Here is a 14,884-nt window from a genome sequence, read left to right as displayed (position 1 = left end):
TGATGGGGCAACGATAAGGGGCTTGGGCGAGGGGAAAAAGAGTGGATTGCATAAAGGACTGTTGCGCTAAAAGTAACAGTCCTGCAGAAGGACATCCTGTGGCGAGGGGCTTGCCCCCTCGCCACAGGATTCCGTCCTATCAGACTGGAAGATGAATGCCGAAGGTATTCATCCCATGATCACTGCGCACAAACACATCCCCGCCATGCATCAGCGCAATCGCCTTGACGATCGCCAACCCCAGGCCATGGTTGTTGCCGCTGTTACTGCGTGACGCATCAACCCGGTAGAAACGTTCGAACAGGCGCGGCAGATGCTCATTGGCAATCGGCGACCCCGGGTTGGCGACGCCGATGCTTACTTGGTGCTCCTCGACTTCGATCCGCACCTGAATCACTTGCCCAGGCGCGGTGTGCTGCACCGCGTTGCTCAGCAAGTTGATCAACGCCCGGCGCAGATGTGCGATCTCGATTCGCACCTGCGCATCGCCACTGACCTCGACCTGAACCTGCGCATCCTCAAGAATGAAATCCAGATATTCCAGCGTCGTCGCCACTTCGTCGGCCAGTGAGGTGGACGTCAGTTGGGTGGCCTTGCTGCCTTGGTCGGCGCTGGCGAGGAACAGCATGTCATTGATGATTGAGCGCAGCCGCTCCAGCTCTTCGAGGTTCGATTGCAGCACTTCGAAATAGTGTTCGGCGGAGCGCCCGCGTGTCAGTGCAACCTGGGTCTGGCCGATCAGGTTGGTCAGCGGCGAGCGCAGTTCATGGGCCACGTCGGCATTGAACGATTCCAGCCGCGAGTAGGCCTGTTCCACCCGTTCCAGCGTGGCGTTGAACGAACTGACGAACTGATCGAGCTCCGGGGGCAATGGCGATAATTGCAGGCGCCCGGACAGCCTCGGTGGTGCCAGGCGCTGGGCTTCCTGCGACAACTTGATCAGTGGTTTGAGGCCGATCCGCGCCACCCAGTAACCGAGTAGCGAGGCCAGCAATACCCCAATGATCGCCAGGCTGATCAGGGCGATCAGCAAGTGGTGCTGCGTCTCGTAAAAGGTTTCGGTGTCGATGCCGATCATGAAGCGCAGCGGTGGGCGCTGGTCCTTGGCTGGCAACTCGGTTAGCAGCACTTTCAGCGGGTACGGATGGTCGGGTAATTCCATGTCGCGCATGCCCAATGGGCCTTGGGCGAACGCGCGGATCGACGCGTCGGGTTGGCCGTATTCATAACCGGGATTACCGCTGACCACCCAAAAGCGAATGCGCTTGTCTTCTTCGCTCAGCAGCTTGAGCTTGGCGTTGATCTTCACCCAATGCTCGGGCGTGCCGTAACGGTTGAGCGCCGATTCGAGCACGCTGTAGCGGGCATCGAGCTCGGCTTCGGGCAGCAGGCCCAAGCCCTTGTCGACCTGTTGATACAGCGCACCGCCGATCAACAGAAACACCAGCAGCGCCACCAGCGTAAACATCCCGCTCAGGCGCAGCGCGATGGAGTTACTGGACACCACGGCTCTCCAGCACATAACCCATGCCACGAATGGTGTGCAGCAATTTCTCGTCGAACGGCCCGTCGAGCTTGGCCCGCAGGCGTTTGATCGCGACTTCGACCACGTTGGCGTCGCTGTCGAAATTGATGTCCCAGACCATCTCGGCGATGGCGGTTTTTGAGAGGATTTCACCCTGTCTGCGCGCCAACACACTCAACAGTGAGAACTCCTTGGCGGTCAGGTCCAGGCGGGTGCCGGCGCGGGTGGCTTTGCGGCTGATCAAATCTATCCACAGGTCGGCGATGCTCACCTGCACCGGCTCGTGGCCACCGCTGCGACGGGTCAGCGCTTGCAGGCGCGCCACCAGTTCGAGGAAGGAAAACGGTTTGCCGAGGTAATCGTCGGCGCCATCGCGCAGACCTTTGATGCGGTCTTCCACCCGCTCGCGGGCGGTGAGCATGATCACCGGGGTTTGCTTGCGCGCACGCAATGCGCGCAGCACGCCGAAACCGTCGAGGCCCGGCAGCATGACGTCGAGGACAATCACCGCGTAGTCATTTTCCAGCGCCAGGTGCAGGCCTTCGACGCCATCGCGGGCCACGTCCACGGTGTAACCCTGTTCCGTCAGACCGCGGTGCAGATAATCCGCGGTTTTTTCCTCGTCTTCGATAATCAGAACGCGCATGACCCCGCCTCAGTCTGTGGTCGCCAGCACCGGCTGCTGTGCTGGTGTGGGTCTATGGAATATCCGCTCAAGCCACAAGTATATGACCGGCGTAGTGAACAGCGTCAGCGCCTGACTCACCAGCAAACCGCCGACCACCGCGATGCCCAATGGCTGGCGCAGTTCGGCGCCGGTGCCGTAGCCGATCATCAACGGCAAGGCGCCGAGCAGGGCGGCAAGCGTGGTCATGATGATCGGCCGGAACCGTGTGAGGCAGGCCTCATGGATTGCCTCCAGCGGTGGCAGGCCACGGTTGCGCTGGGCATCCAGCGCGAAGTCGATCATCAGGATACCGTTCTTCTTGACGATACCGATCAGCAGCACCAGCCCGATCAGCGCCATGATCGAAAAGTCCTGGCCGCAGATCCACAGCATGATCACCGCCCCGAGCCCCGCCGAAGGCAGGGTCGAAATGATCGTCAGTGGATGCACGAAGCTTTCGTACAGCACGCCGAGAATGATGTACACCGCCACCAACGCCGCCAGAATCAACCACGGCTGGCTGGCCAGCGAACTCTGGAACGCCTGGGCCGCGCCCTGGAAGTTACCGCTGATGGCGGCCGGCATACCGATGTCAGCCTTGGCCTGGTTGAGCATGATCACCGCATCACCCAACGCCACGCCGGAAGCCAGGTTGAATGACAGGTTGGCCGCCGGGAACATTCCGTCGTGAGCGATGGACAACGGGCCGATGGTCGGTGCATCGAATTTCGCCAGGGCCGACAGCGGCACCATTTCCCCACTCAGCGGCGAGCGCAGGTAGAAATAGTTGAGGCTTTCGGCCTTGCCGCGCTGTTTGGTGTCCAGTTCCAGAATCACGTTGTACTGGTTGGTCTGGGTCTGGAATTCATTGATCTGCCGCTGGCCGAAGGCGTCGTACAGCGCTTCGTCGACATCGCTGGCGGTCAGGCCAAAACGTGCCGCCGCGCTGCGGTCAATGCTGATGTGGGTGATGCTGCCGCCCAGTTGCAAGTCGTTGGAAATGTCGCGGAACGCCGGGTTGCTGCGCAGTTTTTCCGTCAGGCGCTGGGTCCAGGTACTCAGGAGGGCACCGTCGTTGCTCTTGAGCACATATTGGTACTGGGCGCGGCTCGGGCCGGAACTGAGGTTGATGTCTTGCCCGGCGCGCAGGTACAACACGATGCCCGGGACTTTCATCAATTGCGGGCGAATCCGGTCGATGAACTGGCTGGCGGACACATCGCGGTCGCCACGCTTTTTCAGCGAAATCCAGAAGCGGCCGTTGGCGATGGTCTGGTTGCTGCCCGAAACACCGACCGAGTGCGAGAACGTCTCGACGGCGGGGTCGGCGGCGACGATTTCGGCCATCGCCAAGTGTTTTTTCACCATGTCGCCGTAGGAAATATCTGCAGCTGCTTCGGTGGTGCCGAGGACGAATCCGGTGTCCTGTACCGGGAAGAAGCCTTTGGGGATGAAAATGTAACCGGCAATGGCCAGCCCCAGCGACAGGCCGAACACACCGATCATCAATGTCTGATGGGCGAGGGCGCGGCGCAGGCCTTTGTCGTACAGCGCCAGCAAGCGCTCGCCGAAACCTGGTTTGCTGTGGGCATGATGCGCCGGTGCGCGCATGAACAGCGCGGCCAGCGTCGGTGCCAGGGTCAGGGACACCACCACCGAAATCAGGATGGTCGAGGTCGCGGTCAAGGCGAACTCCTTGAACAGCCGCCCGACCACGCCGCCCATGAACAGCAGCGGGATGAACGCCGCCACCAGCGAGAAACTGATCGAGACCACGGTAAAACCGATCTCGCCGGCGCCTTTGATCGCCGCCTCGCGCATGCCGTCGCCGGCCTCCAGGTGCCGGTGAATGTTTTCCACCACCACAATCGCATCGTCGACCACAAACCCGACGGACACCACGATCGCCACCAGCGTCAGGTTATTCAGGCTGAAGCCCATGATGTACATCAGGGCGAAACTGGCAGTCAGCGACACACCGAGCACCGCTGTCACGATCAGGGTCGCCGACAGTTGCCGCAGGAACAGCGCCATCACCGCCACCACCAGCAGGATCGCGATCAGCAGGGTGACTTCCACTTCATGCAGCGAGGCGCGGATGGTCTGGGTGCGGTCGATCAACACCTTGACCTGCACCGAAGCCGGCAACATGGCATTCAGTGTCGGCAGGGCCGCTTGAATTCGATCAACGGTCTCGACGATGTTGGCGCTCGGTTGCCGGAAAATCACCAGGTTCACCCCCGGCTGGCCGTCAGCCCAGGCCTGGATGTAGGCATCTTCTGAACCGTTGACCACTTTGGCCACGTCCTTGAGATGAACTGGGGCACCGTTCTTGTAGGAAACGATGAGTTGGCTGTAATCCTCGGGGTGGAACAACTGGTCGTTGGTGGACAGGGTCGAGATGCTCGACTCGCCGTACAACGCACCTTTGGCCTGGTTGAGGCTGGTTTTCTGGATCGCCAGGCGAATGTCCGCCAGGGTCAGGCCAATGGCGGCGAGTTTGTCCGCCGAGGCCTGCACGCGAATCGCCGGACGTTGCTGACCGGTGATGTTCACTTGGCCTACACCGTCGATCTGACTGATCTGACGGGCGAGTAGGGTTTCTACCAGATCGCTGAGTTCGGTGCCGGGCATTTGCGGTGAATTGATGCTGAGAATCAGCACCGGACTGTCAGCCGGGTTGACCTTGCGCCAGGTTGGCAGGTTGGGCATATCTTTGGGCAGTTTGCCGGCGGCGGTGTTGATCGCGGCCTGGACCTCCTGGGCGGCGGTGTCGATGCTTTTGTCGAGGGTGAATTGCAGGGTCAGGATGGTCGAGCCCAGGGCGCTGCTCGAGGTCATCTGGGTCACGCCGGGGATGGCGCTGAATTGCACTTCAAGCGGCGTGGCCACCGATGAGGCCATGGTCTCCGGGTTGGCGCCGGGCAGTTGCGCGGCCACCTGAATGGTCGGGAATTCCGCTTCCGGCAGTGGCGCAATCGACAGTCGCGGGAAGGCGATGACGCCGAGCAATATAAGGGCAAAGGTCAGCAGGACCGTCGCCACCGGATGATCGATGCACCACGCGGAAATGGAACCGTGGCCCTTCATGGTTTTGGCTCCGATTGGACCACTTGCGGTGGCTCGCTCAGTACCTGAACCGTCGAGCCGGGTTTGAGCCTCGATTGGCCGTCGCTGACCAGCACGTCGCCCGGTTTAACGCCTTTGATAATGTCCTGGCCGCTGCCTTGATAGACCATTTGCACCTGCACGGCTTCGACCTTGTCGCCGTTGACCCTGTACACGAAATGTTGATCGAGCCCGCGTTGTACGACCGTGGGCGGCACCACCAGCGCATTTTTATCCAGCGCTGTCTGAATCTTTACCGTCACCAGCAGGCCCGGCCAGAGTTTCTGTGCGGGGTTGGCGAATTCGGCCTTGGCGCGGATGGTGCCGGTGTTGGCGTTGATCTGGTTGTCGATCAGGGTCAGGTGACCTTCGCCCAGCAGGTTGCCGGTTTCACCGTCAGTGTCGGCGCCGATGTAAGCCTTGACCGGTGCTTGCTGTGGATCGTTGATCAGGCCTTGCAGGGTCGGCAGCATTTGCTGCGGCAGGGAAAACTCCACGGCGATCGGGTCGATCTGGGTCACCGTGAACAGACCTTGGGTGTCGGTCATGCGCAGGAAGTTGCCTTCATCGACTGTGCGAATACCAACGCGACCGGTGACTGGCGAGCGAATCTGTGTGTAGGAAAGCTGCACCAGAGCGGCGTCGATGGATGCCTGATTGCCTTGGGCGGTGGCTTTGAGTTGGTTGACCAGGGCTTGTTGCTGGTCGTAGGTCTGCTTGGACACGCCGTCGTCGACCCTCAGCAATTTGTAGCGCTTGAGGTTGACCTGGGCCACTTGCAGTTGCGCCTGGCTTTCGCCCAGTTGCGCCCGGGCCTGGTCGAGGCTGGCGCGGATCGAGCGGTCATCGAGGGTGGCCAGCAGGTCGCCCTGGTTCACCAGTTGGCCTTCCTTGACCAGCAGTTTGGTGAGGATGCCGTCGATTTGCGGGCGCACGACCACGCTGTGCAAGGACAACACCGAGCCGATGCCGCTGACGTAGCGGGGCACATCTTTTTCGACGACGCTGACCACCCGCACGGGAATGGCGGTGGGGGCGGCCAGTTTGGTGGTGGCGGGTTTGGTGGCGTACCAAACGCCCGTCGCTGCCAGGGCGATCAGAAGGGCGGCGAGCAGGGCGGTTTTTTTCTGAATTCGCATGCGAGTGGGGCGCCGGGCTGAGTGGTCTGGTTTTGTCAGGTTTATACCTTCCTTTATAAACCTGTTCGCCGGTCAGGAGCGTGACTGGTAACTGACGGCTCTGTCAGTTTGGACCGGGATCTTGTTTTGATCTTGGCGGCCTTATAGCCGACCAGGTTCTTGCTGACTGAGTACATATCCATTTCTGCGGTAACGGCCACTTATGGTTCCGCTCTTACAGCGGGTCACTTTTGGCAAACGCCCCAAAAGTAACCAAAAGGTCTCGCCCCGAACGTACGGCCCCTCGCTAAGGCTCGGCGTTCCTTCGCTCCGGTATCCATCTGGGGGCATCGCCCTACGGTCTGCTTCGCTACGACCTACATGCGATGGGTTCGACTGCGTCGAACGGCGCTGCGCGCCAATCCCCAGATGAACACCGGAACGAGGCCTCCCGAAGGGGCGGGTGAATCAAGATCAAAAGCGGCAGGCGAGCTAACGCTCGGCCTGTTGAGTGGCGAGGGGCGGGTGTGCACCGTTCAATGGTGGGGGGGCTTGTTCGTGAAGGCGGCCTGACAGCCGACCAATTTCTTTCGTCTGTACCCGAATGATCGTTCCCACGCTCCCGCGTGGGAACGCCGCCAGGGACGCTCCGCGTTCCGCTTTTGAATGTTTAATCGATGTGCCTGAACGCAGACCTTTCCCACGTATCTTTCAGGTTGTTCGTCGGAAGCGGGCTCTCTAGTCTTTGGCTGTCGCTGACAATTCAGCGATCGGGTGTGAGAGCCCGGAAGAGGTTTTAATCCATCGCCAGTACCACCATAATCGCCGCCAGCTTATCCGCTGCCTGCAATGCTCTATGGCGGCTGTGTGCGGGCGGACTTCGGTCCGGCCGGGTTTGATCCTCTACCGGTTTCTCACTCCGCACATAGCTGCCACCACTCCGTCGCGTGAGAAACGATGAGTGATGGCTCCAATTGATTAGAGGATGTTTCAATGAGCAACAAGTTAATTCCCGATCCACCCTTCAACACCACCACCCCCAACGCCGAAGCCTCGCGCGCCGAAGAGTTACTCAAAGACCGCGAAGCCATAAAACGCGCGCTCGACTACTACCTCGATCCCCCAACGCCCTACACCGAAAAAAAACGCCGCCCCAGCACCATGTTCATCGTCGCCCCGAATATGGATACCGAAAGCCTCTTGGCCCACGCCTACGAATCGTTAGCCACGGCGAGTGTCCTGGCCAGCGATTTCGCCAACGACCTGACCGGCCCGCAGCGCTAAATGGCGCTGGCGATTCAACAGAGCATCATGCTGGCGGAGCTGGCGGTGAACCGGGCGCTGGATAACGTCGATCCGCAGACGTAGGCAGGCGTTCAGTCAGATTGACCGCGTTATCGTTCTTCGCGGGCAGCCTCGCTCCTACAGAATTCGATGTGATCGACACATGACCTGTAGGAGCGAGGCTTGCCCGCGAAGGCGGCAGGTCCGTCAGCACAAAACCCGACGGACTCGCTCGCGGCTTGAAGCTTGCGGCCTCCGACACAGGTATACTGCCGCCTTTCGCGGCTCGCCTACCGGGCCCGACTCTTTAGCATCACCCGGAGCTTTCATGACTTCCCCGACACAACCGCCGGTTGCCGACGCTTTGCGCGACGACCAGGCAGACCTGCCCGACAGCGTCGACAGCGAAACCAAAGCGGCGATCCCGGCGTTCAAGTTTCCGTTCAAGCCGGGGGAACTGGCCGGCGCGAAGAGCGCCAGCCAGCCTTGGTACAAGAATGGCGCCAAGAACGGCCACACCAAGACCCCGGGCGCAGCGCCCCCCGGCACTCGTCGTTCGATGGGCAAGCGCTGAGTTTTTACCTGCGCGGTGCGTGATCTGCCGTCATCGCGAGCCTGCTCGCGATGAGGGCCATTAAATGCAACACACCCTCGGGCTCAGGCCGCCCGCAGCGAAATAAACGCATAGTTCAGCGGCGCTTCAGTCACCACCTGCGCCCCGGCCGCTAGCACTTGCCCGGCGATATCATCGCCAGACACATGAAACAGCCATTCTCCGCCCGACCCGGCCTGCGATTGCTGCGCCAGCTGATCGATCACCATGGCAAACGCGGTCATGTCCGGCAGATAAGCGGTAAACCCATCGCCCTTCAGCGCTGTCGTTCGAATCCCCAATAGCGCGCAAATCGCATCCTTGGCCTGAATCTCGTCGCGATCCGCCTGGCGGGAGCGCTGGATCAATCCCGCCAGTTCCTGATCGACCAGTTCACCGCCAACAATCAGATCCGGGCCTTTTTCCCATGACTCGGGCGGGCAATCCTTTGCTGCCGGGTTGAGCGGGATGTGTGGGTTGATTTCCATCGGATAGATGCGGCACACCAGCGGGCGGCGTTCGTAGATGCGGCAGAGGTTGTCTTCGTCAAGATTCCGGCAGGGGCCGACGTTGTAGGCGGCAAAGGTGATCGCCACATGCGCTTCGCAAGTGCCACTGCGAACCAGCGCCGAACGGCGTTCGGCGTGTTCGCGTTGTTGTGCTGGCAGGCCCAGGCCATTGGCGAGAAAGGCTTCCACCAGCACGATCACCTGGCCGCCATCGGCCGCCCACATGCGGGCTTCGGCCAGTGTCAGGGGAACATGATGGTCGGTGCAGCATTTGCCACAACCGACGCAGGAAAACGGTGTATTCATTGAACGGCCAGTGACCTGTGAGGGCATGAAACGGCGACAGAAAGCCACCGCAAAGGCCTGTGCCAAAGCAAGTTATGCGCCAGTCACTGCGCTTTTGCCGTTGGACGGATGGAGTCCCATTCGGTGACGTAGGCGGTTTTGCTTTTCTTGTTGTAGAGGCACAGCTCGGTGCCTTGCTGGCCTTTCATGTGTTTTTGCGGGTACTGGCCTTGCAGCAGGAGCGCGGTATAACCGACCCGGTCATCGAACTGCGCGGCGTTGCCGACGGGTTGGGGTTTTTTCAGGCCGCTGGCCTTGGTGCAACTGGCGAGCACGGCTCTGTCGAAGGCGGCCCAGGCATCGGGGCTGGAGGCGTGGGCATGGGCGGCGAGGGTGGTGAGACAGAGGAAGGTCAGGGTGGTGGCTTTCATGATCAGGCATCCTTGGCGTGTAGTGGTCAAGGTCGGAGTATGCCTGATGGCTTGCTCGCGAAAGCGGTCTGTCAGACAGGCACAGGCTCCCGGCGGACCACATACATCCCGGCACTTTCATACAAACCCCGCGCCCGAAGGTTGTCTTCCCGCACCTTCAAATCCACAAAACCTTCGCGGCGCTGCGCAAACACCTTGAAAGCATGGAGCAGCAGCGCACGGCCAAGTCCGAGGCCTCGAGCACGCGGGTGCACCACCAAGTCCTTGATGTAGGCACTGGTCCAGCACTGGGCGACGCCGACGATGCCTTCGGCATCCAGAGCGATGAAGCACAGGGTAGGATCGTATTCAGGATCGGTTTCGAAACGCTGTTGCCAGACTTCCAGCGCCGGCACGCGACCGCCGCCTTCCCGATAACCCAGTTCCATCAAGTGATGAACGGCTTCGGCGAGTTCGGGACGGTACTCGGTCAACTCAATGTCGTTTGGCCAAGTGAAAGACGGCACACCCTCGGCGAGGTTGCGCCGCATCAGAAAACAAAAGTCCTCGGCCACACTCAGTGACCTTGTTCGGCGACGACCCTGGCCGCCTCGATCAGGCACTTGGTCAGTTCTGGCGAGGAGAACTTGGTCAGCACCCCGTTGGCCCCGGCCAGTCGAGCCTTCTCGCTGTTCATCGCGCTGTCCAGCGAAGTGTGCAGCAACACGTAGAGGTGCGAGAAGTCCGGGGTTTCGCGCAAGGTGCGGGTGAAGGCATAGCCGTCCATCTCCGACATTTCGATGTCCGAGACGATCAGGTTGATCTGCTGGGCGGTGCCTTGCAGGTCCAGCAGGCAGTCGATGGCTTCCTTGGCGCTGCGGGCGGTGTGGCATTGCAGGCCGAGGTTGCGCAGGGTGTGCACCGATTGTTGCAGTGCGACCTGGCTGTCATCGACCACCAGAATTCGCGCATTGCCCAGTACTTCAGCCTCTTCCATGCTCAGTTCGGTCGGGGCCATTTCGATCTGCGCCGGCGCAATGCCGTGGATGACCTTTTCGATGTCCAGCACCTGCACCAGCGTACCGTCGACCGACGTCACGCCGGTGATGTACGAGCGCACGCCGCCAGAGCCGAAGGGGGGTGGACGGATGTCGGTGGTCAGGCAGTGGACGATCTTGCTCACCGCCTGAACGTGCAGGCCCTGCTTGGAGCGGCTGACGTCGGTGACGATCAGACAGCCACCGTTCGGGTCTTCCAGCGGTCGTTCGCCGATGGCGCGGCTCAGGTCGATCACCGACAACGACGCGCCGCGCAGGGTGGCGATGCCTTTGACGTGGGGATGCGACTCCGGCAGCTTGGTCAGCGGCGGGCAGGGGATGATTTCGCTGACTTTCAGCAGGTTGATCGCCATCAGCTTGCCGCTGCGCAAGGTAAACAGCAGAAGCGAAAGTGAATCTGCGCGGGCTTTGTTGGAAGACATAAAAACCTTCTGTGGAAAAGGTGAGGCGATTATGAGCATCGCCAACAGCTATCGATGCCGGGTTATCGACTTGTTGGGGGCTGGCTTTAGGGGAAATGCCTATTGCCAGCCAAACGGTGACCCCTGTGGGAGGGAGCTTACCTGTGGCGAGGGGGCTTGCCCCCGTTGGAGCGCGAAGCGGTCCCTGATTTTTCCAGATAGAACTCCATCGCTGAATTCACGACCGCTTCGCGGCCGAACGGGAGCAAGCTCCCTCGCCACAAGGGTATTACTTCATTCTGGTGAAACTATTTCATGCCCAACCGCTTGGCCATTCGCCCCAGGTTCGCCCGATCCAGGCCCAACTCCCGCGCCGCGCTGGCCCAGTTGTGGTGGTGCCGTTCCAGGCAAGCGCTGATCAGTTGGCGCTGATAGTGCTCAGTGGCTTCACGCAAATCCCCTGGAATCAACTCAGCTACCGGCGCAGCGACCACGGGTTCCGCTGCCTGTTCTACGCCGCTATTGGGCAAATCCAGATCCGCCGCGCTCAAGCTGAGAATCTTCGGCCGTTGCGTGCAATTACCCAGCGCCTTCAACGCGCTGCGGCCAATCAAGTGCTCCAGTTCCCGCACGTTCCCCGGCCAACCATACCCCAACAACGCCGCTTGGGCATCGCTGGTCAGACGCAGGCTGTTGAGGCCCATGCGTGAGCGGTTTTGTTCCAGGAAGTAGCCGCTGAGCAACAGCACATCCCGACCGCGATCCCGCAATGCGGGCACCAGCAACGGGTAAACGCTCAGGCGATGATAGAAGTCGGCGCGGTAGCGGCCGCTGCGTACTTCCTCGGCCAGGTCGCGGTTGGTCGCTGCGATCAGCCGCACGTCGACCTGATGTTCCTTGTCCGACCCCAGCCGCTGCAATTGCCCGCTCTGCAGCACCCTGAGCAATTTGGCCTGCACCGCCAGCGACAGTTCGCCCACTTCATCGAGGAACAACGTGCCGCCATTGGCCAGTTCGAACTTGCCGCGACGATCGTTCATCGCGCCGGTGAAGGCGCCACGCACATGGCCGAACAGTTCGCTCTCCACCAGGGTGTCCGGTAGGGCGGCGCAGTTGAGGCTGATGATCGGTTTGTCGGCCCGTGGCGACGCGGCGTGGATAGCCTGGGCCACCAGCTCTTTACCGACCCCGGTTTCCCCGGTGATCAACACAGTGAGATCGCTGCCGCCCACCAGATTGATCTCTTCCATCAGGCGCTTGTAAGTCTTGCTCTGGCCGATCATTTCACGGTTCTGCTGGCCGCTGGCCTGGCGGTAAACCTCGGCGCGCTGATGTTCGTCTTCGGCGCGATTGGCCAGCCGTTCGATGCGCTCGGCGGCGTTTACGGTGGCGGCGGCGAGGCTGGCGAAGGCTTGCAGGGCATCCAGTTCGATCGGCTCGAAGCGCTCAGGGTCGAGGGCGTCGAGGGTCAGCAGGCCCCACGGGCGCTCGTCGATAAACAGCGGGCAGCCCATGCAGTCGTGGACTTCCAAATGCTCGTGCAGGCCATCGACCAGGCCGTCATAAGGATCGGGCAAGTCGCTGTCGGCGGCGAAGCGGGTCGGGCCGGGGCTGCTGAGCAGCGCTTCGAAGCGCGGGTGTTCGCTGACCTTGAAGCGGCGGCCGAGGGTGTCGGTGCTCAACCCGTCCACAGCCAGCGGCACCAGCCATTCGCCGTCGAGTCGCAGCAGGGCGGCGGCATCGCAAGGGAGCAGGGCGCGCATGGCTTCGAGCAGGCGCCGATAGCGCTCGCCTTCGGGCAGCTCGCGGGACAGGTCGGAGACCAGGGGCAGCAGGGTCGTGAGCAGTAATTTTGCAGTCATAATGACTCCGTGTAGTCGCTATGACTATAAAACGATGAGTGTCGATATGACTACATTGTTTTTAATTGTTTGATTTATAAGGTTTTAATTGTTGGCATGAAAACTGATAAGCAAAGGGTATTCATATAAAGCCCAGGAGTTGCTCTTATGCTTAGCGTTCAAGACCGTGCCATCGTCAAGTCCACCGTACCGCTGCTGGAAAGCGGTGGCGAGGCATTGATCACTCACTTCTACCGCATGATGCTCTCCGAATACCCGGAAGTCCGCCCGCTGTTCAACCAGGCCCACCAGGCCAGCGGCGATCAGCCTCGCGCCTTGGCCAACGGTGTATTGATGTACGCGCGGCACATCGACCAGCTCGATCAGTTGGGCGACCTGGTGGCCAAGATCATCAACAAGCACGTGGCCCTGCAAATCCTCCCGGAACATTACCCAATCGTGGGCAGCTGCCTGTTGCGAGCCATCTCTGAAGTACTGGGCGACGAAATTGCCACGCCTGAAGTGATGAGCGCCTGGGGCGCGGCCTACAACCAACTGGCCGAAATCCTGATCGGTGCCGAAGCCAGTATCTACGACCAGAAAGCTCAGGCACCGGGCGGCTGGCGCGGCGCGCGGGAATTCATCGTGGCGGCCAAGGTCGAGGAAAGCTCGGAAATCACTTCGTTCTACTTCGAACCGGCGGATAAAGGGCCGATTCTCGCGGCCGAGCCCGGCCAGTACATCGGCATGAAACTGATCCTCGACGGCGAAGAAATCCGGCGTAATTATTCGCTGTCGGCGCTGGCCAACAAGGGCCAGTACCGCATCAGCGTCAAGCGCGAAACCGGTGGCCGCGCCTCCAACCATTTGCACGATCAACTGCACGTCGGCGCGAGCATCATGCTGTTCCCGCCAGCGGGCGACTTCACCCTGACCGCCAGCGACAAACCATTGGTGCTGATCAGTGGCGGTGTCGGCATCACCCCGACGCTGGCAATGCTCGAAGCGGCGCTGGCGACCGAGCGGCCGGTGCATTTTATTCACTGTGCGCGCAACGGCAGCGTGCATGCCTTCCGCGACTGGATCGACGGGCTGGCCGAGCGTCATCCGCAGCTCAAGCGTTTCTATTGCTACGCCGAAGACGATGGCGTCAGCCCGGCGGCGGACAAGGTTGGCCTGCTGAGCCAGGAGCAACTCGGCGAGTGGTTGCCGCAGCAACGCGATGTGGATGCTTACTTCCTGGGGCCTAAAGGCTTCATGGCGGCGATCAAGCGTCACCTCAAGGCCTTGGGTGTGCCGGAGAAGCAAAGCCGTTACGAGTTCTTCGGGCCGGCTGCGGCGTTGGAGTAAGCAGTGCGGCGACTCGGTCGGGGGACCGAGTCGCTTTCTTCACGGGCAAGCTTCACCTCGGTCCCGATTCGTAAAAAACGCTTAAAGGTTAATCCGTTCTTAACCGGTTTATCGTTTATTCCCCGATGCTGATGATAGGCGCTCGTTCGTTTACATGATCAGGATCGCCCCATGACTCACATCACTATCTCCCGCCGTTTAACCCTGGCCGGCTTCAGCCTGACCGCTGCGCTGCTGGCGAGTCCGTTTGCCTCTGCCGAACCGACCTTGCTCCAGCCCAAGAGCCTGATTGTCGATCAGAGCCTGCCCAAGGCGCAGCGCGATTCCATGGAATTGGCCGCCCGGCGTTATGGCAGCTTCTGGAACACCGGGGAGGAGGGGTTGGCCAAGGCTGCGTTGTCAGAGCAGTTCGTCGACAAGACCCCGCCCGAAGGCCGGGTTCAGGGGCCGACCGGGCCGCTGCTGGCGTCGAAGTTCTTTCGCACGGCGGTGCCGGACCTGAGCTGCGAGATCGAACAAATGATCATTGCCGGTGATCGGGTGGTGGTGCATTTGCACTTTCGCGGGCACTTCACCGGCCCGTTCAAGGCTCTCAAAGGTCAGGGTCAGCGTGTAGACTTCCGGGCAACCGATATCTATCAGATCGACAACGGTCGCATCGCGGCCAATTGGCATATCGAAGACAACATCAGCCTGATGCAGCAGCTGCAAGCGCAGCCGCCGGCGAGCTGATCCA

At 60.9% G+C, this 14,884-nt stretch carries 12 protein-coding genes and 1 pseudogene; 4 read left to right on the top strand and 9 right to left on the bottom strand.

Annotated features, from left to right (window positions below; translation table 11 throughout):
• Positions 1-139: 139 nt before the first annotated feature.
• From ACEN8R_RS19385 to ACEN8R_RS19370, 4 genes are read right to left on the bottom strand one after another with little or no spacing between them, the layout of a single operon-like run.
• Positions 140-1,504: a heavy metal sensor histidine kinase gene (locus ACEN8R_RS19385; RefSeq protein WP_018930140.1), complete on the bottom strand. Its 1,365-nt coding sequence runs from the start codon at positions 1,502-1,504 to the stop codon at positions 140-142.
• A complete protein-coding gene (locus ACEN8R_RS19380) occupies positions 1,494-2,171 on the bottom strand; it encodes a heavy metal response regulator transcription factor (protein ID WP_018930141.1) in 678 nt (225 codons plus the stop codon). Before ACEN8R_RS19380 ends, ACEN8R_RS19385 begins: the two co-directional genes overlap by 11 nt.
• Before the next feature lie 9 nt (positions 2,172-2,180).
• Positions 2,181-5,282: a multidrug efflux RND transporter permease subunit gene (locus ACEN8R_RS19375; protein WP_018930142.1), complete on the bottom strand. Its 3,102-nt coding sequence runs from the start codon at positions 5,280-5,282 to the stop codon at positions 2,181-2,183.
• Positions 5,279-6,439, bottom strand: coding sequence for an efflux RND transporter periplasmic adaptor subunit (locus tag ACEN8R_RS19370; protein ID WP_495624265.1), 1,161 nt, complete (start codon positions 6,437-6,439; stop codon positions 5,279-5,281). The genes ACEN8R_RS19375 and ACEN8R_RS19370 overlap by 4 nt, the downstream gene beginning before the upstream one ends.
• Before the next feature lie 972 nt (positions 6,440-7,411).
• Here ACEN8R_RS19370 and ACEN8R_RS19365 point away from each other — a divergent pair.
• A pseudogene (locus ACEN8R_RS19365) lies at positions 7,412-7,786 on the top strand (DUF6124 family protein).
• A gap of 244 nt (positions 7,787-8,030) precedes the next feature.
• Entirely contained in the window at positions 8,031-8,276 is a 246-nt protein-coding gene (locus ACEN8R_RS19360) for a hypothetical protein (RefSeq protein WP_495624264.1), read from the top strand.
• 83 nt (positions 8,277-8,359) lie between these two features.
• Here ACEN8R_RS19360 and ACEN8R_RS19355 read toward each other — a convergent pair whose 3' ends face one another.
• The 5 genes from ACEN8R_RS19355 to norR all read right to left on the bottom strand — a co-directional run bounded on the left by ACEN8R_RS19355 (position 8,360) and on the right by norR (position 12,819).
• Positions 8,360-9,109, bottom strand: coding sequence for a YkgJ family cysteine cluster protein (locus ACEN8R_RS19355; RefSeq protein WP_495624263.1), 750 nt, complete (start codon positions 9,107-9,109; stop codon positions 8,360-8,362).
• Positions 9,110-9,192: 83 nt separating this feature from the next.
• Positions 9,193-9,519, bottom strand: a complete 327-nt coding sequence (locus ACEN8R_RS19350) for a hypothetical protein (protein ID WP_018930148.1) — start codon at positions 9,517-9,519, stop codon at positions 9,193-9,195.
• Positions 9,520-9,590: 71 nt separating this feature from the next.
• Entirely contained in the window at positions 9,591-10,049 is a 459-nt protein-coding gene (locus ACEN8R_RS19345; RefSeq protein ID WP_495624262.1) for a GNAT family N-acetyltransferase, read from the bottom strand.
• A 26-nt stretch (positions 10,050-10,075) separates the two neighbouring features.
• Complete coding sequence (locus ACEN8R_RS19340; protein WP_018930150.1) at positions 10,076-10,978, bottom strand: chemotaxis protein CheV; 903 nt, start codon at positions 10,976-10,978, stop codon at positions 10,076-10,078.
• A gap of 287 nt (positions 10,979-11,265) precedes the next feature.
• Positions 11,266-12,819 carry a nitric oxide reductase transcriptional regulator NorR gene (gene norR, locus ACEN8R_RS19335; protein WP_111455308.1) on the bottom strand — a complete coding sequence of 518 codons (1,554 nt, stop codon included), beginning with the start codon at positions 12,817-12,819 and terminating at the stop codon, positions 11,266-11,268.
• A gap of 147 nt (positions 12,820-12,966) precedes the next feature.
• On the opposite strand from norR, the gene hmpA reads away from it, so the two are divergent.
• Positions 12,967-14,148 (top strand): NO-inducible flavohemoprotein, encoded by a 1,182-nt coding sequence (gene hmpA / locus ACEN8R_RS19330; RefSeq protein WP_018930152.1) that lies wholly within the window; start codon positions 12,967-12,969, stop codon positions 14,146-14,148.
• Positions 14,149-14,319: 171 nt separating this feature from the next.
• The gene (locus ACEN8R_RS19325; protein ID WP_064616215.1) at positions 14,320-14,880 is read left to right on the top strand and encodes an ester cyclase; all 561 of its coding nucleotides are present in this window, start codon (positions 14,320-14,322) and stop codon (positions 14,878-14,880) included.
• The last annotated feature ends 4 nt before the right edge of the window (positions 14,881-14,884 follow it).

The organism is Pseudomonas sp. Pseusp15 (genome assembly GCF_059492165.1).
Note: the sequence above shows the minus strand (reverse complement) of the source record. Positions and strands in the feature narration are given on the sequence as shown.

Bases quoted from the DNA above. Each gene is read 5' to 3' on its own strand.
- ACEN8R_RS19350 (WP_018930148.1), bottom strand. From the start codon at position 9,519: ATGAAAGCCACCACCCTGACCTTCCTCTGTCTCACCACCCTCGCCGCC.
- ACEN8R_RS19370 (WP_495624265.1), bottom strand. From the start codon at position 6,439: ATGCGAATTCAGAAAAAAACCGCCCTGCTCGCCGCCCTTCTGATCGCC.
- ACEN8R_RS19325 (WP_064616215.1), top strand. From the start codon at position 14,320: ATGACTCACATCACTATCTCCCGCCGTTTAACCCTGGCCGGCTTCAGC.
- ACEN8R_RS19355 (WP_495624263.1), bottom strand. From the start codon at position 9,109: ATGAATACACCGTTTTCCTGCGTCGGTTGTGGCAAATGCTGCACCGAC.
- ACEN8R_RS19340 (WP_018930150.1), bottom strand. From the start codon at position 10,978: ATGTCTTCCAACAAAGCCCGCGCAGATTCACTTTCGCTTCTGCTGTTT.
- hmpA (WP_018930152.1), top strand. From the start codon at position 12,967: ATGCTTAGCGTTCAAGACCGTGCCATCGTCAAGTCCACCGTACCGCTG.
- norR (WP_111455308.1), bottom strand. From the start codon at position 12,819: ATGACTGCAAAATTACTGCTCACGACCCTGCTGCCCCTGGTCTCCGAC.
- ACEN8R_RS19375 (WP_018930142.1), bottom strand. From the start codon at position 5,282: ATGAAGGGCCACGGTTCCATTTCCGCGTGGTGCATCGATCATCCGGTG.
- ACEN8R_RS19380 (WP_018930141.1), bottom strand. From the start codon at position 2,171: ATGCGCGTTCTGATTATCGAAGACGAGGAAAAAACCGCGGATTATCTG.
- ACEN8R_RS19360 (WP_495624264.1), top strand. From the start codon at position 8,031: ATGACTTCCCCGACACAACCGCCGGTTGCCGACGCTTTGCGCGACGAC.
- ACEN8R_RS19345 (WP_495624262.1), bottom strand. From the start codon at position 10,049: ATGCGGCGCAACCTCGCCGAGGGTGTGCCGTCTTTCACTTGGCCAAAC.